At 44.9% G+C, this 18,156-nt stretch carries 19 protein-coding genes; 11 read left to right on the top strand and 8 right to left on the bottom strand.

Features of this window, described 5'->3' with window-relative positions; translation table 11 throughout:
• Positions 1-10: 10 nt before the first annotated feature.
• From AC2TF5_RS20405 to kduI, 4 genes are all read right to left on the bottom strand, one after another.
• Positions 11-880, bottom strand: a complete 870-nt coding sequence (locus AC2TF5_RS20405) for a transporter substrate-binding domain-containing protein (RefSeq protein ID WP_491298975.1) — start codon at positions 878-880, stop codon at positions 11-13.
• Positions 881-1,109: 229 nt separating this feature from the next.
• Complete coding sequence (gene kduD, locus AC2TF5_RS20400) at positions 1,110-1,862, bottom strand: 2-dehydro-3-deoxy-D-gluconate 5-dehydrogenase KduD (RefSeq protein ID WP_491298974.1); 753 nt, start codon at positions 1,860-1,862, stop codon at positions 1,110-1,112.
• Between the two features lie 51 nt (positions 1,863-1,913).
• A complete protein-coding gene (locus tag AC2TF5_RS20395) occupies positions 1,914-2,672 on the bottom strand; it encodes a DeoR/GlpR family DNA-binding transcription regulator (RefSeq protein WP_491298973.1) in 759 nt (252 codons plus the stop codon).
• A gap of 33 nt (positions 2,673-2,705) precedes the next feature.
• The gene (kduI, locus tag AC2TF5_RS20390) at positions 2,706-3,539 is read right to left on the bottom strand and encodes a 5-dehydro-4-deoxy-D-glucuronate isomerase (RefSeq protein WP_491298972.1); all 834 of its coding nucleotides are present in this window, start codon (positions 3,537-3,539) and stop codon (positions 2,706-2,708) included.
• 295 nt (positions 3,540-3,834) lie between these two features.
• Between kduI and AC2TF5_RS20385 the strand changes: the two genes are divergently transcribed.
• From AC2TF5_RS20385 to AC2TF5_RS20365, 5 genes are all read left to right on the top strand, one after another.
• A complete protein-coding gene (locus tag AC2TF5_RS20385; protein ID WP_491298971.1) occupies positions 3,835-4,725 on the top strand; it encodes a glycerophosphodiester phosphodiesterase in 891 nt (296 codons plus the stop codon).
• A 291-nt stretch (positions 4,726-5,016) separates the two neighbouring features.
• Positions 5,017-6,504, top strand: coding sequence for an L-arabinose isomerase (gene araA / locus AC2TF5_RS20380; protein ID WP_491298970.1), 1,488 nt, complete (start codon positions 5,017-5,019; stop codon positions 6,502-6,504).
• Between the two features lie 77 nt (positions 6,505-6,581).
• Complete coding sequence (locus AC2TF5_RS20375) at positions 6,582-7,673, top strand: GntR family transcriptional regulator (RefSeq protein WP_491298969.1); 1,092 nt, start codon at positions 6,582-6,584, stop codon at positions 7,671-7,673.
• Positions 7,674-7,760: 87 nt separating this feature from the next.
• Positions 7,761-8,453, top strand: coding sequence for an L-ribulose-5-phosphate 4-epimerase (araD, locus tag AC2TF5_RS20370; protein ID WP_491298968.1), 693 nt, complete (start codon positions 7,761-7,763; stop codon positions 8,451-8,453).
• Between the two features lie 52 nt (positions 8,454-8,505).
• Entirely contained in the window at positions 8,506-10,176 is a 1,671-nt protein-coding gene (locus tag AC2TF5_RS20365; RefSeq protein WP_491298967.1) for a ribulokinase, read from the top strand.
• A gap of 72 nt (positions 10,177-10,248) precedes the next feature.
• On the opposite strand, the gene AC2TF5_RS20360 is transcribed toward AC2TF5_RS20365, so the two are convergent.
• The 4 genes from AC2TF5_RS20360 to AC2TF5_RS20345 form a co-directional block, all read right to left on the bottom strand.
• The gene (locus tag AC2TF5_RS20360; protein WP_491298966.1) at positions 10,249-11,130 is read right to left on the bottom strand and encodes a YitT family protein; all 882 of its coding nucleotides are present in this window, start codon (positions 11,128-11,130) and stop codon (positions 10,249-10,251) included.
• A gap of 121 nt (positions 11,131-11,251) precedes the next feature.
• The gene (locus AC2TF5_RS20355; RefSeq protein ID WP_491298965.1) at positions 11,252-12,493 is read right to left on the bottom strand and encodes a cation:proton antiporter; all 1,242 of its coding nucleotides are present in this window, start codon (positions 12,491-12,493) and stop codon (positions 11,252-11,254) included.
• 4 nt (positions 12,494-12,497) lie between these two features.
• Positions 12,498-12,992 carry a cation:proton antiporter regulatory subunit gene (locus tag AC2TF5_RS20350; protein ID WP_491298964.1) on the bottom strand — a complete coding sequence of 165 codons (495 nt, stop codon included), beginning with the start codon at positions 12,990-12,992 and terminating at the stop codon, positions 12,498-12,500.
• Positions 12,993-13,171: 179 nt separating this feature from the next.
• Positions 13,172-13,519, bottom strand: coding sequence for a hypothetical protein (locus AC2TF5_RS20345; protein ID WP_491298963.1), 348 nt, complete (start codon positions 13,517-13,519; stop codon positions 13,172-13,174).
• 398 nt (positions 13,520-13,917) lie between these two features.
• On the opposite strand from AC2TF5_RS20345, the gene AC2TF5_RS20340 reads away from it, so the two are divergent.
• The 6 genes from AC2TF5_RS20340 (at position 13,918) to AC2TF5_RS20315 (ending at position 18,148) form a co-directional block, all read left to right on the top strand.
• Positions 13,918-14,373 (top strand): GNAT family N-acetyltransferase, encoded by a 456-nt coding sequence (locus tag AC2TF5_RS20340; protein WP_491298962.1) that lies wholly within the window; start codon positions 13,918-13,920, stop codon positions 14,371-14,373.
• Positions 14,374-14,399: 26 nt separating this feature from the next.
• Complete coding sequence (locus AC2TF5_RS20335) at positions 14,400-14,957, top strand: delta-aminolevulinic acid dehydratase (protein ID WP_491298961.1); 558 nt, start codon at positions 14,400-14,402, stop codon at positions 14,955-14,957.
• A gap of 18 nt (positions 14,958-14,975) precedes the next feature.
• Entirely contained in the window at positions 14,976-15,416 is a 441-nt protein-coding gene (locus tag AC2TF5_RS20330) for a GNAT family N-acetyltransferase (RefSeq protein ID WP_491298960.1), read from the top strand.
• A 516-nt stretch (positions 15,417-15,932) separates the two neighbouring features.
• A complete protein-coding gene (locus AC2TF5_RS20325; RefSeq protein WP_491298959.1) occupies positions 15,933-17,099 on the top strand; it encodes a bis-aminopropyl spermidine synthase family protein in 1,167 nt (388 codons plus the stop codon).
• Positions 17,100-17,344: 245 nt separating this feature from the next.
• Positions 17,345-17,650: a hypothetical protein gene (locus tag AC2TF5_RS20320; RefSeq protein WP_491298958.1), complete on the top strand. Its 306-nt coding sequence runs from the start codon at positions 17,345-17,347 to the stop codon at positions 17,648-17,650.
• 99 nt (positions 17,651-17,749) lie between these two features.
• The gene (locus AC2TF5_RS20315) at positions 17,750-18,148 is read left to right on the top strand and encodes a CPBP family intramembrane glutamic endopeptidase (protein WP_491298957.1); all 399 of its coding nucleotides are present in this window, start codon (positions 17,750-17,752) and stop codon (positions 18,146-18,148) included.
• Positions 18,149-18,156: the final 8 nt, after the last annotated feature.

Below are 18,156 nucleotides of genomic sequence, written 5' to 3'. Positions count from 1 at the left end.
CTGCTGTGATCTATCTTTCACGATCTATAATTCCTTTGTATGTTGACGGGGAATCACCGAAATATTTCTTCCATATAGTCAAGTAGCTACCATCTGCCTGCATGGTCTCCAATGCGTTATCGACCGCAGCTACAAGGTCAGAGTTTCCCTTCGCAAAGACAGCGCATACCTGGTTAACATAGTCCAGGGAATCAGCCGTCTTCACAGGCAAATCGGGGGTTTGCTGTCGCAGATTCAGTATAGATAAACTATCCGTGAGCACGGCATCCACTTTTCGATTCACAAGCAGGTCAGCTGCCTCTGTAAAATCTTTTGTTACTACAGCTTTGGATTTATATTTGACAGCAATCTGCTGATACTCTCCAACCGATTCAACAGCAGCCGTCTTTCCTTTCAAATCGGTAAAAGTCCGGATTTTCTTCTCATTTGACCGTACCACCAGAACTGGGGTAGAGGTCATATACGGATTAGAGAAATCATATAAGGCGCGTCGATTCCGGTTGTCGGCTACTTCGTTAAAAACGGTGTCATATTTCCCTTCTGTTAAACCCGGTAGCAGGTCCTTCCATTTAGCCTCGACAAAGACGGCCTTCATCTCCATATGTTTGGCAACTTCCTCAGCGATCTCGACATCGAATCCAGTCAATCTCCCGCCAGTTCCATGATAGCTGAACGGAGGATAATTGCCTTCTGTCCCGATGCGAAGTGTGTCTTGAAGTGCTGCATTTTGCAAGAGTCCTCCGGTTTTAACCCGAAGCTGACCTACACCCATATTTGGGTTTGGAACTCTGTCGTAACTTTTCTGACCGCACCCCGGAAGTGCAAGTAATATAATAATCACAATCAGCAATGTTTTTATGGAATAATGTTGTCCACCCATTTAATCCATCCTTTCCAGATTGACTCCGATCCATAGTTAAGGATTAGGTTATCCTAAACATCGCGATGTATTCGTTCTATCGAGGGGGATCCATACCAAAAAAAGCTTAATCTGCGCCGGAAATCCGGGGCAGATTAAGCTTTAAGATGAAGTCACATAACTGATGATGGATTTTTAAAGAATAATGATGATTGTTATTTAAATATTAGGATGCTGGTTCCCGAAATGGTTATCTGGCCATCCAGCCACCATCGACACATAGGACGTGACCGTTTATGTAATCAGATGCGGAAGAAGCCAGGAAGACAGCAGGACCTCCGATATCCTTCGGTGTACCCCATCGACCAGCCGGAATGCGGTCTGTGATTGACTGTGTCCGTTCCGGATCTTGGCGTATAGGCGCTGTGTTATCGGTTTCGATGTAGCCTGGAGCGATACCGTTAACTTGAACACCGCTTGCAGCCCACTCGTTAGCAAAAGCTTTTGTAAGACCTGCAACCCCGTGTTTACTTGCAGTATATCCCGGTACATTGATTCCGCCTTGATAAGATAGCATCGAGCAAATATTAATAATCTTTCCGCTGCCTCGGGCGATCATATGGTTTCCGGCGATTTGTGACAGAAGAAATACGCTGTTTAGATTGAGGTCAATAACATCGAGCCAATCCTGGGCGCTATGATCTTTTGCCGGTGTCCGGCGAATGATGCCAGCGTTATTAACGAGAATATCAATATGTCCTGTAAGCTTAAGTGCCTGATCAAAAGTTTCCTGAAGCTTGGAATGATCACTCAGGTCAACTACAATATCATCACCTTGTCTGCCATGTGACCGGACGATTTGTAAGGTTTCTTCACTTGAACTATAGGATACGGCAACAACATCTGCACCTGCAGCAGCAAGAGCAGTAGCGATACCTTGACCAAGCCCGCGGGCAGCTCCGGTAACCAATGCAGTTTTGCCTGTTAAGTCAAAGCTGTTCATAATGGGAAACACTCCTTTTTATTATACATTGCAAGGTATTGTGTTTAAGCATTAGTTTGGCATTTCAATGGAGATGCCGGCATTGCGGAACAGCTCGGCTGTTTCAGCCGGAAGTCCCTGATTCGTAATGATCGATGTCAACTCATCTAATGCGGCAAAAGTACGTAGCGCCGTTTGTCCGAATTTTTGATGATGCGCCACAGCAAACACCTCTCGCGAAGTACTGACCAACGCTTTTTTGAAATCGATCAAATCTCCTGTATAAATGGAAAGGCCATGTTCCAAATGCACCCCTGTGGCCGATACGAAAGCTTTCTGAATGTTTAACTGCTTTACATAATCTACCGACTCGGGACCGGCAAGCATGTTTCGAACACGGTAACCACCGGGAACGACGAGACGGATATTATTTTTGGGCGCCAACTCGCTGATGATATAAACATCGTTGGTAATTACCGTCAATGGCTCATTAGCCAGCCTGCGTGCAATTTCAAGCGTCGTGCTGCCACCATCGAGAGCAATGATATCATCAGGCTGTATATGAAGCAGTGCCAGTTCGGCAATCTCACTTTTCTCATCTGCGTGTTTGGTTAGCGGTTCTTTTGACGGAAGTATGCCGAATTGATCTTTTTGGGCAAGCATCGCTCCGCCATGAATCCGGACAATCAGCCCTTGTTCCTCCAGCTTCGTCAGATCCTCGCGAATCGTCTTCCCGGTAACCTGCAGCTTCTCGCTTAGTTCCGCCACCGTGACTTCCTTATGGGTCAGCAGCAGCTCCATTATGTTTTCGTATCGTCTTATAGGGTTCATTTCATTTTCAACTCTTCCGTTTGAGGATTACTCTTATTTTAATTCTTTCATGGAGACTGGGTCCATATCATCATACTTTTTGTTATCGCCAGCCATTCCCCAAATAAATGTATAATTGCTAGTTCCGACGCCGCTATGAATAGACCAGCTCGGTGAAATAACCGCTTGCTCATTTCTCATGACGATATGGCGAGTTTCTGAAGGTTCACCCATCAGATGGAATACGACAGCATCTTCCGGCAGATCAAAGTACAGATACGCCTCCATACGACGCGGATGGGTGTGGGCTGGCATTGTGTTCCACATATTACCTGTTTTGAGAAAGGTCATTCCCATTACAAGCTGTGCGCTTTGGATGCCATTCTGATGAATGAAACGGTAAATGACGCGGTCGTTCGAATTTTTAATATCGCCAAGTGCACTGGAATCAACTTCTTCAAGAGTAGCTTTGGATGTTGGAAATTCCTTATGTGCTGGTGCAGAGTTCAAATAGAACTTGGCCGGTTGCTTGGCATCAGTGCTTTTAAAAATAACTTCTTTGGTGCCCATGCTAACATACAGACACTCCTTATTATCCAGCTTATATTCTGTTCCGTCTACAACAACCGATCCTTGTCCACCTACGTTGATAATTCCAAGCTCACGGCGCTCCAGAAAGTAGGAAACACCCAATTCTTTAAGATCCGTTTCGAGCTTAACTTCTTTACTTACAGGAGCAGCACCACCAACAATGAGACGATCCTCATGGGAGAGAACCAGTTCCAGCTTGTCAGGGGTAAATAGAGTAGGGATATGAAATTCTTTACGGAGCCGGTCAGTGTCGAATTGTTTGACCTCATTAGGATGTGAAGCGTAACGTCTTTCCATTTTGTATTATCTCCTTCAACCATGTAGTCATGAACAAATGACGTTCATATAAGTACAAATTACTCCATTTACGTTCATATTGCAAGTCATTAGATATAAAATGAACATAATATTCATTTATTTCATATGTGATCAGAGAATTATCTTATTCCGGATAAATAAATTCATCAGCTAACCTTGTATAATTTTGTTGTTGGTGGATGACATAAGCTCTCATGGAATGCCTGACTTCGGGAAAGCTATAGCCGACTAACAAAGGACCTAAGAGCTATTCCTGACGGAAGGATGAACATCATTGAAAAGAGGATCATGGTCTGTCATTGTGGCAGTGGTCAGCTTAAGTCTAACTGTCTGTAGTGCATATATATCCTTGGAAAAAAAAACACCCAATACATGGTTGATGGAACGGCATAGTGATGTACTCCGAATCGCCCACCGGGGAACATCCGGCTATGCCCCGGAAAACACAATGGCCGCATTCGAACATGCATGCAACATGGGGGTTGATATGATTGAGTTGGATGTGCAGCTGAGCAGTGATCGTCATGTGGTTGTTATTCATGATACTAAAGTGAACCGAACAAGTACTGGTAAGGGTCTGGTGCACAAAATGACGTTGAACCAGCTTCAGAAGTTGGATGCGGGTTCTTGGTATGACTCCAGGTTTAAGGGACAAAGGATACCGACGTTGGACGAAATATTGAGGAGATTTGGCGGAAAAATACCGCTTTTGATCGAGATGAAGTCACCTGCAGCTAATCCAGGCATTGAACAAAAGACAGCTGATCTTATACGAAAGTACGGACTTGATAAATTCTCTGGAAAGCATCCAGAACTTATTGTACAGTCTTTTCATATTGATTCACTTCAGCGATTTCATAAGATTCTTCCTGACATTCCTCTCGCTGTGTTGGTATCCAATCCATTGGAACTGACGAATGAACGAATACGGAAGTTTACCACTTTTGCCAATTATGTAAACCCTTCGATTGCTGCCGCAAATGAAAAGAATATCCGAAGAATTCATAATGCAGGTATGAAAGTGTTCGTCTGGGATGTACAGCATTTGCTGGAAATTCCGCCGCTTCTGCAGGCAGGGGTTGATGGAATAATTACGGATTATCCGGATATTGTACCAACACATATTTATTCCTCGAAAGTTTCTGATACACCCCATGCTCCGTAACCTGACCATTCTAGGAAATGAAAAATCGTAAATTTGTACAAAAATATGGATACGGGAAGTCGTTCTAATTAATCCGAGTAATAAAGAGGCTGACAGGCTGAAATATTTTAGCCTGTCAGCCTCTTTGCCTTTGTCTCCTATCCTTAACATTCTATCTTGCTATTTTTCAAGAGTGAGTATACAATGTGAGTAATACAACTTGTACGTACAATATAGAGGTTATGAAACTATTTTCTTTAAAGGTATGTACAAGATAGTGAGTAAGCATTTATTTTAGGAGGCGTTATATTCATGAACATGAAACCGCATTCTTTTTGGTTTGTTACCGGCAGTCAGCATTTATATGGACCTGAAACATTGGAGCAAGTAGCAGAACATTCCCGTATCGTAGCGGCTGAGCTTGATAAAGATCCGGTATTTAGCTATCCGGTCGTGTTTAAACCGATTGTGACAACTCCGGATGAAATATACAATTTGATTCTCGAAGCAAATAGCGACGAGTCCTGTGCAGGAATTATTACGTGGATGCATACCTTTTCTCCTGCAAAAATGTGGATCGCAGGCTTGTCTCAGCTGCAAAAACCGCTTCTTCATTTCCACACTCAATTCAATCGTGATATCCCTTGGGAAACGATGGACATGGATTTCATGAATTTGAACCAATCCGCTCACGGTGACCGTGAATACGGACATATCGGCGCACGACTCGGCATTGCCCGTAAGATTGTAGTGGGGCATTGGGAAGATAGCGAAGTTCGCGGTTCTATTGCGGGCTGGATGAGAACAGCAGCAGCTTATGCAGAGAGCCGCAAGTTGAAAGTAGCCCGGTTTGGGGATAACATGCGTGAAGTTGCGGTTACGGATGGCGATAAAGTTGAAGCGCAAATCAAATTCGGATGGTCTGTGAACGGCTACGGGATCGGTGACCTGGTGAAGATCATGAACGATGTGAGCGACGCTGAAGTGAAATCACTTCTGGAAGTGTACGCTGACCAGTACACAATTACCAAGGAAGGATTGAGCGATGGTCCGGCTCGTGATTCCATTGCTTATCAGGCGCGGATTGAAATCGCTCTGAAACGTTTCCTTCAAGCAGGTAACTTCGGTGCATTTACAACAACGTTCGAAGATCTGCACGGCATGAAGCAGCTTCCAGGCCTCGCGGTACAGCGTTTGATGGAAGCAGGCTATGGCTTCGGTGGAGAAGGCGACTGGAAGACGGCTGCCCTAACACGCGTACTGAAGGTGCTTGCAGATAACAAGAGCACATCCTTTATGGAAGATTACACGTACCATTTCGAGCCGGGCAACCATATGATTCTGGGTTCGCATATGTTGGAAGTATGTCCGAGTATTGCGGCAACGAAGCCATCGATCCAGGTGCATCCGCTAAGCATTGGGGACAAGGAAGATCCTGCTCGCATCGTGTTTGACGGTCAGGACGGACCTGCAGTCAATGCATCTCTTGTCGACATGGGACACCGATTCCGATTGCTTGTCAATGTGGTGGATGGAGTTAAAGTTGAGAAGCCAATGCCGAAGTTGCCTGTTGCCCGCGTGCTGTGGAAACCGCAGCCTTCCTTGCGTGAATCGGCAGAAGCGTGGATTTTGGCAGGAGGCGCTCATCATACCGTTCTCTCATATGCCATTACAGCTGAAAATCTATCAGACTGGGCTGAAATGGTTGGGATCGAAGCCGTCATCATTGATAAAGATACATCGGTTCAGCGTTTCAAAAATGAACTGCGTTGGAGTGACGCTGCATATCGTCTGCGCTAATTTGATCTGACAGCGTTCGCCCATGCTATGATACAATATCGAATAAAGATAAAGAGAGCGAACGTTGGGGTGAGTGAATGAACAATCGAAAGATTCCAAAATATATGCAGCTGAAACATGAGATGTTATCCTGGTTTGAAACTGGACGGCTTGAGCCTGGTCAGCAGGTTCCTTCCGAGAATGAAATCGCTGAGCAGTTCGGGCTGAGTCGGCAGACGGTTCGGCAAACGTTCGGCGAGCTGGAAAAGGACGGATGGCTGGAGCGGATACAGGGCAAAGGGACGTTTGCAAGAAATCCCCAGCGCCGTGAAAGTGAGCAAGTGAAGACTATCGGCATCATAACAACCTATATTTCAGATTATATATTTCCTCATATTGTCCGGGGAGCAGAAGCGGAGCTGCGGAGTCGCGGCTACCGCCTTCTGCTCTCCAGCACGGACAATAACAAAGAGAAGGAGATGGAGAGTCTTCAGCTCATGACGAGCCAGCCGCTGAGCGGGCTTATTATTGAGCCGACCAAGAGTGCTGAGGGCAATCCGAATCTGGGCTATTTTCTGTCTTTGCAGGAAAAGGGTATACCTTTTCTAATGATTAACGAAAAATACCGGGAAATTGAATGTCCCTGCCTTAAGTTGGATGACGAGCTGGGAGGCTACAAAGCCGCGCGTTATTTATTGGAGAATGGACATAAGGTCATTGCCGGCTTCTTTAAAACAGATGACCTTCAGGGTGTAAACCGCCTTAAGGGCTTCCTGAAAGCCCAGCGGGAATATGGTATTGCTGTTTCCCCGGAGCATGTGGTTACGTATACGACTGAGCAAAAAAAAGATTTGCCTTATCGGCATGCGCTACAGCTTCTAGGCAACGCACCAGAAGGACGCCCTACCGCATTTGTCTGCTACAACGACGAGCTCGCGGTCACCTTGACGGAGGCTGCTGCCCAGTGTGGATTACGGGTTCCGGAGGATGTTTCACTTATTGGATTTGATGATTCCAGTTTAGCTGTTGCATCAGGGACCAAACTGACGACACTAACACATCCAAAGACAGTGATGGGGGAAATGGCTGCCAGACAGCTTATAGGCATGATCGAGAAGGCTGAAGTTTACGAAGAAACTTTGTTTGAACCGGAGCTTGTGGAAAGGGATTCTGTAATTGAACGGTTATAGAGGGTATGGAGATCTCATTAAAGATCTCCTGATAGGTTAACTTGTACGTACATTTGTTGTGTGAGAAAGAGAAAGGAGTGAATGTTTATGTTGGAAGCTTTGAAAGAACAGGTGCTGGAAGGTAATCTGGAGCTGCCGAAACATGGACTTGTCACATTTACCTGGGGAAATGTAAGCGGCATCGACCGGGAGAGAGGGTTGTTTGTGATCAAACCGAGCGGAGTTCCCTATGAACAATTGAAATCCTCGGATATGGTTGTCGTTGATTTGGAAGGCAACGTCGTGGAGGGGGATTTAAAACCTTCGTCGGATACCCCGACACATATGGTGTTATATCGTTCATTTCCGAATATTGGCGGTGTAGTTCACACCCATTCGCCGTGGGGAACAAGCTGGGCGCAAGCCGGGCTTCCGCTTCCTGCTTATGGAACAACACACGCGGATTATTTTTACGATGAAATTCCGGTAACGCGTCCCATGACAAAAGAAGAGATTGAAGGCGCTTACGAACTTGAGACTGGAAATGTCATTGTGGAGCGCTTTGCTAACATCGATCCTAATCAAGTACCGGGGGTACTCGTTCATGCCCATGCACCGTTTGTGTGGGGAAAGGATGCTCATAATGCCGTACACAATGCAGTCGTGCTGGAGGAATGTGCAAAAATAGCAGCGCGTACGCTTCAGTTGAACCCGAATGTGGAGCGGATGGATCAGACTCTATTGGATCGCCACTTTTTGAGAAAGCATGGTGCAAACGCATATTACGGACAGAAATTATAATTTGATTTTCGATATCATTAAGAATAATTCACTTATTACGGGAGGGAATCTCATGGGTAAAAAATATACCATTGGCGTTGATTACGGAACGCAATCCGGACGCGCTGTTCTCGTTGATCTGTCGAACGGTCATGAAGTTGCCGATCATGTTACACCATATCCTCACCATGTCATTGATGAGCGTCTGCCGGTGTCAGGCCTAAACCTTGAATATGACTGGGCGCTGCAGCATCCTGATGATTATTTGGAAGTGCTCCGCAACTCGGTACCGGCCGTTATGAAGGAATCCGGAATTGATCCGTCTGACGTCATCGGCATCGGGATTGATTTTACTGCCTGCACGATGCTACCTGTGGATGCATCGGGTGAACCGCTCTGTTTTGATGCGGAGCTTGTTGATCAGCCTCACAGTTGGGTAAAGCTGTGGAAGCATCATGCTGCTCAGTCTGAGGCCGATAAGATTAACCAAATCGCTGAGGAGCGTGGTGAAGCTTTTCTTCCACGTTATGGCGGTAAAATATCTTCGGAATGGATGATTGCGAAGATCTGGCAGATCCTTGACGAGGCTCCAGAAATTTATAACCGCACTGATATGTTCCTGGAAGCAACGGACTGGGTCGTCTCACAGATGACAGGTCATGTGGCTCGAAACAGCTGTACGGCTGGATATAAAGCGATATGGCACAAGCAGGAAGGATACCCGAGCAAGGAGTATTTCAAGACGCTGGATCCACGGCTTGAGAACTTGACTGAAACGAAGCTGCGCGGGGAAGTGACCCCTCTCGGTTCCAATGCAGGAGGATTGACCGAAAAGATGGCCGAAATGATGGGATTGAAGTCGGGAATCGCGGTTGCGGTCGGCAACGTAGATGCTCACGCGGCAGTTCCGGCAGTTGGTGTAGTGACACCAGGCAAATTGGTCATGGCTATGGGAACTTCGATTTGTCACATGCTGCTTGGCACCGAGGAGAGGCAGGTTGAAGGCATGTGCGGTGTTGTGGAGGACGGCATCATTCCAGGTCTGTACGGTTATGAGGCAGGTCAGTCCGCTGTCGGTGATATTTTTGAATGGTATGTGGAGGAAAGTCTTCCGGCTTATGTCAAAGAAGCAGCAGCAGAGGAAGGAATTGGTGTGCACCAGTGGCTGGAAAGAGAAGCATCGGCTTACAAGCCTGGTCAAACCGGGCTGCTGGCACTCGACTGGTGGAACGGTAACCGTTCGGTTTTAGTAGATACCAATCTGACAGGTTTGATCGTAGGAATGACACTGTTAACCAAACCGCAAGAAATATACCGTACACTGCTTGAAGCTACAGCCTTCGGCACACGAAAAATAGTTGATGCTTTCCACTCGAACGGCGTAAATGTTGACGAACTTTATGCTTGCGGGGGTCTCCCACAGAAAAACCGTCTGCTCATGCAAATTTATGCGGATGTTACGAACCGTGAGATTTTTGTTGCGGATTCCAAGCAGACACCGGCACTTGGTGCAGCTATGTTTGCTGCCGTTGCCGCAGGCAAGGAAAGCGGTGGATACGATACCATCATCGATGCAGCTGAGAAGATGGCCCGGGTGAAAGAAGAAACGTTTAAACCGATCCCAGAGAATGTAAAAGTGTATGCTGAGTTGTATCAGGAATACAGCAAGCTGCATGATTATTTCGGCCGCGGCGAGAATGATGTGATGAAACGGTTGAAATCAATTAAGCAGTCGGCAGAGTAGTCTTTCATATCTCCAACAAACAAGAAAAGGAGCCGCCCATAAGTCTTCTGATGACTTATGGGCAGCTCCTTTCTATCGTTTGCGCCGGTAAGGTGACACGATGATAAAAGCTTCCGGGTCTATTATTCTTATAAGCGATTTCAGCCTGGTCAGTTCCATCAGATGGATCTGGTAAAGCAGCTGATCCTGTTGTTGATCGGGATGTATGTCTTCACCTTCTGTCATATGAAGGGGTAGGGACTTTCTGCCAAGCAACATATCAATACGGTTTCGGATTTCCTGAGTGTGAGAACTATGAATGGTAACTTCTCGCTTCAGAGAATAGCCGGAAGTCGCTAATCGGGCAGCCTCAATGGCCATCAAGCAAGCGATAGCAGAATACATAGCCTGTTCCAAACCGAGCAGCAAACCTGCCAGGGACAGGATAAGAACATTGATGACGATACCTGCACCCGAGAGGCGCATGCTGTTGATTATCGCCATAATGGGTGGCGGTATTTTGGGCATGTGCAACAGCATATCCAGTACTGCCCCATGCTTGATACCGATGCCAATGCCAAGGCCTAGAAAGATTCCGCCAAGCCCCGCTGCCGCCGCTCCGCCTTCGATGAGCGGCGGTAGCGGGTGGAGCAGAAGGGAACAGATCGAGAACACGGTAAGTCCTGCAGCAGCCCTGAGTGCCAGATCCCGGTTAGCTTGGAGGAACAAAAAGATGACCAAGGGCAGGTTGAGCAGAAAAAGAAACATACCCGTCTGCAGGCCGGTTATTTGATAGGCCAAGGCTGATATCCCTGTAAGGCCTCCGGCGATGAAGCCGTTCGGCACAAGAAACATATCCAGGCCAAAGGAAGCGATCATGCTTCCAATGATAACCATAAATAACCGCCTGCGGCGTGAAATAACATGTGAATCGCCATGTGTACCGTCTGGAGCAAGAAACGGTTGGTTTGACATTAGGTTAACCGACTCCTCCTTTCTGATATAAATGGAACATGGAGATGAGAGACGATGTTCCGGGTTAAATCACCCCATTGCACCATTATTTCTACATGCTTATGATGAAGTGGGAAAGTGATTAAACCGAACCATCCTCATGTAAAACTATAGAATCAGGCTTCTTTTTCTGCGCATCCTTAAACTTGAACACCCGGTTCAGCAGATTGTAGACATGTTTGGATTCTTTTGTTAGAAGAGGTCCAAGAATAGCAAGGATTAACACATACAATGCCGCGAACGGTTGAATGATGGTCATCAGACCACCGGCTTTACCTAGATTAGCCAATATTATTGAGAATTCTCCGCGCGATACGATCGTCAAACCGATGTTGTTAGAGGACTTGGAAGATAAACCTGCACTTCGTCCTGCGAGCATACCTGCTACGTAATTACCAATCAGTGTTACGACTACTGCAGCGAGTGACAGCCACACAGCACCGCCAAGCTCCATTGGATTAATCGTTAATCCGAAGCTGAAGAAGAAAATCGCCCCAAAGAAATCACGGAAAGGCAGGATGAGGTGCTCAATTCGTTCTCTATGATCGGTTTCAGCCAGCACCAGTCCTAGGAGGAGTGCTCCAATGGCTTCAGCCACATGAATAGTTTCAGAGAAACCTGCCAGTAGAAATAGTGACGCGAATACGACGAGTAAGAACAATTCGTTGGAACGAATGTTCAGCACGCGATTCAGCAAAGGAACTGCCTTGCGTCCAATGATAAGCACTAGCAGCATGAATCCGAGTGCGATCACTGCTGATAAAAGCACGCCTCCAAGCGAGGAAGATCCGCTTAATACAAGTCCTGAAAGAATGGAAATATATACGGCAAGGAATACATCTTCAAACATAATAATACCAAGTATCATTTCGGTTTCCGGATTCGCAGTCCGTTTAAGATCGACAAGCACTTTGGCTACAATCGCACTGGACGAAATGGTTGTTATACCAGCAATGATAAGCGTTTCAGGCAATGGAAAGCCGGACATAAAACCGATCAGGAGGCCAAGTGTAAAGTTGATACCGATATAAATGCTTCCACCAACGGCAATGGAGCGACCGGATTTAATAAGGCGACCGACCGAAAACTCCAGACCGAGATAAAACAGAAGGAACAGTACGCCAATTCGTCCCATAAATTCGATCAGCGGGGCGCTTTCGATAAATCGGAAGTCAAAATGCCACCACTGCATAGCATGAGGTCCAACCGCCATCCCGATAAGAATATAGAAGGGGACGACGGAGAAACGGAGTTTGGAAGAAAGCAACCCCGATAAAGCGATTAAAGCAATTGCTAATCCTACTTCAAATACAAGATGATCCATCTATTCAACCACTTCCATTCAGCAAAATTTGTTTAAACAACCGCTGCTGTTGACGTTCGCCAACAACAACGAGTGTGGAGTCAGCTTTGATGACTACTCCAGGACCGGGGTTAATCTGTTTCCCCTGGTTTCTTTCCACAATAGCGATGATTGTCGCTCCCGATGCCTGGCGTACGCCAAGCTCTCCGATGGATTTTCCAACTCCATAGTAATGAGGTTCGATCCGGTACCATTCTATAATCAGCTCATCCAGAGCCATGTCGATAGTCTCAAGCGCTTTAGGTTTATAAGTTAGACCGCCCACGATGGCGGCAAGCTGCCGTGCCTCGTCGTCATCCATTGAAATCATGGAGATGCTTTCGTCAGGCTCGTCATGATTATAATGGTATATTTCACGTCGGCCATCATCATGTAGGATGATCACAGCTTTATCTCCTCCGCGGGTTTCAACAACAAACTTTTTTCCGATACCCGGTAGATCACTTTCACGTACATACATGGATTAAATCCTCCTAAAGATACACTTTTTTGGTCAACAAAACGGCGAACTCAAATAAGCCTGCAGTATTCGGCCTTTTTTTAGAAGAAATTTGTTAAATTGAAAAATAACGAAACTCAAAAGGGTAGAAGAAAAGTAAATAGAACGCGAGGTTTAGACCGCGCTGAGGGTAGAAAAAATCACACAAACGTAGAGGTGAATTTTATAGGGGATAATATTAAAAGGCGGAGTCGTAAAAGGATGACTGGCAAGTAAGGCAGTCGAGGTCTAGGGACACGGAGAATAAGAAGGCTTGTAAAACAAAACAAGACAATAATAATTTTACCCGCAGCAATCAGCTTGGATGATGAAGGGGTAGTCTTGTGAACAGCGGATGCTTTCACATGCGTATACGTCTCGTGTACAGACCGACCTTGAATGTTCTCGTTCACGTATTGATCCTGAACCGGGAAGTACAGCACAAACGCAGTCAAAAACATGATTCCAAACATTGTAATTTTTCGTAAAACGTTGTAAATTCGCTCCATTTCGTCCCACCTCCTTTCAATCCAACCTTTCTCAATTCATCATAACACATAACTGGATTGATCTCAAAAAGAGATTGATAAATTTAATAAAATACCAAAATAATTACCACAATCTTCTTGATAAGGAAGAGGTCGTCTTTAAACATACGATATTTATAAATCCATGGGTATGACCTCGCAGCGGAGAAGTTCATAAATATTGGAAACCAACTCTCGTTAATTTGCGTAAAGGAATGGTAGCCTGCAAGGTACAGTGAAATCCCGACTGTACCGGGCTCGTGTTACCTTGGCTGACGTACTCGAATCCGCTCTTGAAAGATTCCCTGTTTCAAAGCAAGTTTGCGGCTTAACACCGCAGACGTAAGAGAAATATCTGATTACGATAAGGAGTGGTAGCAATGCCAGATGTTCATTTTCGAAAAATTGATGAAAATACCGTTCTTGAAATTTGTCAATTAAGCAACACCCTTACAGAGGTTCAACGAATAATGGTTTCTGATAATGCGGTTTCTATTGCCCAAGCTCATTTCTCTAAGAATGCATGGTTCAGAGCCATCTATGCTGATGATAAACCGATCGGTTTTATCATGCTGGATCAGGGATCTGATGATGGGACAGATAATGACGGAGTCTATTTATGGCGTTTTATGATCGCTGGGCCCCATCAAGGGAAAGGTTACGGAAAGCAGGCGATTGGATTATTGATTGAACACTTAAAAGGACAAGGAATCCATGAAGTGGTTGCAAGTTGTGGAGAAGGTGAAGGAAGCCCTTTGGGGTTTTACTTGAGCTTAGGGTTTACACCGAACGGAGAAACCTTTGGTGATGAGATCGGGTTAGAACTCAGATTTTAGAAGTAGAATCCGTCAGGAGGAAAAATATGAGCAAACCTGAAATGAACGTGGCATTGGTTGTTGGTCCTGATTGCGATATGGAATCCCAGGCTATACGCAATACACTTGAGTATTTTGGTGTAAGAGTGTTTACATATTGGATTGGCAGACCAAGTGACTTCACAGATGTATTGTCTGGTAATGACTTGTATCCGGATACGGATATGATCGTTTTAAATTTTCACGGGGATGAAGATGGATTTGTCATGCCGGAACTTGGTGAGGACGTCTATGAGGCAGATGAGCCAAGGGGAAATTTCGGCCCAGACGATGTTAGAATCTTTACGCAATTGGATGGAAAAATCGTTATTGGCAATGGATGCATGCTGGGTGCTCCTACGCTCGCGCAAGCATTCCTGGATCGTGGGTGCAAGACCTATATCGGACCGGATGATTATCCGGATGGGAATGCTGCACTTATGTTTGTTTATCGCTTTTTCTATGAAGTTATTCAAAATAAGAAAAGCGTTAATGAAGCTCATCAAATAGCAAAAACAATGGACGAGGAAATGTTGATGTTCCAAATCTATGAAAATAGTGACTAGAAAAGAGTGAGTATACAATTGAAAACAAGATTAATGGTCACATCAGACCTTGAAGAATGTTCATACTTATTTTTAAAGGTTTTTAACGGCGAACCATGGAATGATCAATGGGAATCAATCCAGCACGCACAAAAATATCTTCTGGAATTTATAAATAATCCTGTATTTATCGGGTTTGTTATCGAGCAGAATGATAAAATCATAGGTGCGAGTTTTGGGCATACCAAGAGCTGGTATGCGGGGGAAGAGTACCACATTCATGAATATTTTATTGATACCGATCTACAGCATAGCGGGGTGGGTTCGCAGCTGATGAATGACATCAAAACAGAGCTGGCATCCAGAAATATTCATTGTATTGTGCTGCTTACAGAAAGAGATCTTCCTGCGGAGAAGTTTTATAAGAGGCATGGGTTCGAAGTGAAAAAAGATATTATTTTTATGTACAATGTTTTCTAGTCTAAAAGGAGTAGAAGACAATATACGTTTCGATTGCACTTGATTGTCTAATCATTTCCATTTATAATTGGTTATAACTTTAAAAAATAGGAGTTGTCTTGATGTCGGCGTTTGTTCTTAACTAACCAAATTTCATATGATTCATCCGTTTACTTTAGCAAAAATCCACTTTTAGAGTGGTATATTTGTTATGGAAACCAATGGATGAATCGAAATTAGTTAAGAACACAACGGCCATCCATATACAATCGACTGCAAACAGCCGTGCTCTTAAGCACGGCTTTTGTTTTTTGCAATAATGTAAAAAACAGGTTTTGTTCATCGTTTTTGTCATTTTGACAAAAGTCGATGGAGCAGTCAGCCAATCCCCAAAAGGGACAGAAGATGGACTATACGTTCATTTTCTGTCCCTTTTTTTATTTGGCATAACAATGAGCGTTTAACTGCTTGGATGGCGTGTGTTCTTTTCTAAGGTAACAGAAGCATAACAAAATCGATAATAAGAGAGGGATTACCATGAAAAATTATATCGCAGAAGCAAATGCAAACGTACATCTTCAAGAGGGCTCGGGGGTCATTGAGCAGCTGTTAGTGGAGTGTTATATACAGCCTGGAATTTCCACAAAAGAACTTGCCAAAAAGACGTTTCTACCTGTTCCAGTTGCTACAGCGATCAAAAAGGAACTCATTAAGGCAGGTGCTCTGACACAGGATAGCGGGGTTCGTTGTACACCCGAAGGCGTTACATTTATTGAAGATGAGTTGGGATATGGTGGATTAGACAAAGCCTTATATCAGAAGCTTATGGCCAATGATTTCGATTGGAAGGCTGAGCTTTCGGATCTGCTACAATCACTCACGGACATATTTCAGCAACGGCCACAAGTTAATGTGCAGATTGATCAGTCCAAATGTACAGTAGAAACGAGCCTGCGTCGGGCCATTCTGTGCCTGAGGGAGCATGCGCTGATCGGAAAGAGAATTTTGTGTGTTGGTGATGACGACCTCGTTAGTATATCGCTTGGTTTTTTAATCAAACGATTATTTCCGAACATAAGGAATCAAAGAGCTTTGATTACCGTCGTCGATGTTGATGAGCGATTTTTACAGTATATTCGTAACACAGCTGAGCAGGAGGGAATAGAGGTGATATGCCGCAGTCTGGATTTGCGCCAGCCACTTCCAAAGAAATTATGTGGACAATACGATTGCTTTTTCACGGATCCGCCTTATACGTTGCAAGGCATGACGTTGTTCGTCTCTCGCGGGATAAGCGCATTGAAGAAAGAAAAGGGCTTGCCGATTTTTTTGTCGTACGCACATAAATCCCCTGACTATAACTTGGCAATATTGCGTGAGCTTGTACGTATGGGTTTGTCATTACGAGAGATTATTCCGCATTTCAATAAGTATGAAGGAGCACAGATGATTGGCAATAGTGGACAAATGATTATTCTCAAGACGACGGAGTTGACAGAGCCCATTGTTACGAGCTCCTTTGAGGATGCGCTCTATACAGGTGAGGTAAAGCGAACATTACGCACATACCAGTGTAAGCAGTGTCACGGATCTCTGCTTGTTGGTATTCAGGGAGACTTTCATACGATCGAGGATTTGAAAAATCAAGGATGCCCCCATTGTGAAAATGATACCTTTACATTGATTGCTAAAAAGAATGCATAGCCTGTTCGCATGATCTTATGATGCGTCGATTGCCTTAGATCGGTGAACACCAGTTGAATCAAGTGCAAAAATGAGCAGGTGCCGCGGCACCTGCTCATTTTTCTCCCTTTTACAGCCCATTTTGCGTGATCGTGCCAAAACAATGCGTGACTCCCTCCATATTCGGCGCCGGATACGGATACCGGGACTTTGATTCCTTGGTATGTTCCTTGTGTGTAAATTACCCCGACTGAGGAGCGTTAATTATGAAAACCGAATGGACTCGTAAAATTGCGGCATTTTTTGTAAAATCGGACCCTGAATACGAGAGCTTTATTCATCAGCATGAGGCGAAAAGCCGCAAGGAGATACTACTGTATTTGTCTTACGCCGTCTTGCCCGGTTTGCTGGTCTATTTGCTCATTTATCCACTTCGTCCCCTGCTTATGTCGCTTACTGGACTATCCAGCCACTACGTACAATTTCTTGTTTTGGCAATTATGGCCAGCGGCTGGCATATTCTTTTCCCGTTATTCATGCTAAAATTTTTGGATAAACTTACCTTTAAGTAGTCTCTGGTTTATCTAGGCTTCAGAAAATGGGATACCAAGGGACTGCTTGTTATTTTACCGATTATCACCGTCTTGTTTACTCTCTTGTCGCTGCCCTATATGAAATGGATTTTTCCGCCTTTATCGACATTTCTGGACCAAATGCCTGTGTTTCATATGGGGGAGTGGCATATTTACCAGCAGGGTTATTATGATTTTCCTTGGCCGCTGCTGGTTATCGGGCTTATTGGGAATTTTATCGGGGAGGAAATATATTTCCGTGGATATTTGCTAAAAAAAATCGGTCGACTTCGTTACGACTGGCTGATTCTCAGCGTGCTGTTCCAGTTCTATCATATGTGGCAAGCGCCGATAAATTGGGCATTTATCCCACTGGCAGTTATTATTCCGTGTGAAATTCTGGTCAAGCTGCGAAAAAACCTTTACGGAGCTATTTTGTTTCATGTCTATATTAACACGGTATGGGGTGCTGTTACGCTCTATCTAGTTGGAGTATAATCCTTTTT

The organism is Paenibacillus sp. JNUCC 34 (assembly GCF_058269055.1).
This window is presented reverse-complemented; position numbering and strand designations above follow the sequence as displayed.

What these genes read in the sequence shown, in the direction of transcription:
- AC2TF5_RS20405 (WP_491298975.1), bottom strand. Translation starts at nt 880, where the DNA reads ATGGGTGGACAACATTATTCCATAAAAACATTGCTGATTGTGATTATT.
- kduD (WP_491298974.1), bottom strand. Translation starts at nt 1,862, where the DNA reads ATGAACAGCTTTGACTTAACAGGCAAAACTGCATTGGTTACCGGAGCT.
- AC2TF5_RS20395 (WP_491298973.1), bottom strand. Translation starts at nt 2,672, where the DNA reads ATGAACCCTATAAGACGATACGAAAACATAATGGAGCTGCTGCTGACC.
- kduI (WP_491298972.1), bottom strand. Translation starts at nt 3,539, where the DNA reads ATGGAAAGACGTTACGCTTCACATCCTAATGAGGTCAAACAATTCGAC.
- araA (WP_491298970.1), top strand. Translation starts at nt 5,017, where the DNA reads ATGAACATGAAACCGCATTCTTTTTGGTTTGTTACCGGCAGTCAGCAT.
- AC2TF5_RS20375 (WP_491298969.1), top strand. Translation starts at nt 6,582, where the DNA reads ATGAACAATCGAAAGATTCCAAAATATATGCAGCTGAAACATGAGATG.
- araD (WP_491298968.1), top strand. Translation starts at nt 7,761, where the DNA reads ATGTTGGAAGCTTTGAAAGAACAGGTGCTGGAAGGTAATCTGGAGCTG.
- AC2TF5_RS20365 (WP_491298967.1), top strand. Translation starts at nt 8,506, where the DNA reads ATGGGTAAAAAATATACCATTGGCGTTGATTACGGAACGCAATCCGGA.
- AC2TF5_RS20360 (WP_491298966.1), bottom strand. Translation starts at nt 11,130, where the DNA reads ATGTCAAACCAACCGTTTCTTGCTCCAGACGGTACACATGGCGATTCA.
- AC2TF5_RS20355 (WP_491298965.1), bottom strand. Translation starts at nt 12,493, where the DNA reads ATGGATCATCTTGTATTTGAAGTAGGATTAGCAATTGCTTTAATCGCT.
- AC2TF5_RS20350 (WP_491298964.1), bottom strand. Translation starts at nt 12,992, where the DNA reads ATGTATGTACGTGAAAGTGATCTACCGGGTATCGGAAAAAAGTTTGTT.
- AC2TF5_RS20345 (WP_491298963.1), bottom strand. Translation starts at nt 13,519, where the DNA reads ATGGAGCGAATTTACAACGTTTTACGAAAAATTACAATGTTTGGAATC.
- AC2TF5_RS20340 (WP_491298962.1), top strand. Translation starts at nt 13,918, where the DNA reads ATGCCAGATGTTCATTTTCGAAAAATTGATGAAAATACCGTTCTTGAA.
- AC2TF5_RS20335 (WP_491298961.1), top strand. Translation starts at nt 14,400, where the DNA reads ATGAGCAAACCTGAAATGAACGTGGCATTGGTTGTTGGTCCTGATTGC.
- AC2TF5_RS20325 (WP_491298959.1), top strand. Translation starts at nt 15,933, where the DNA reads ATGAAAAATTATATCGCAGAAGCAAATGCAAACGTACATCTTCAAGAG.
- AC2TF5_RS20320 (WP_491298958.1), top strand. Translation starts at nt 17,345, where the DNA reads ATGAAAACCGAATGGACTCGTAAAATTGCGGCATTTTTTGTAAAATCG.
- AC2TF5_RS20315 (WP_491298957.1), top strand. Translation starts at nt 17,750, where the DNA reads ATGAAATGGATTTTTCCGCCTTTATCGACATTTCTGGACCAAATGCCT.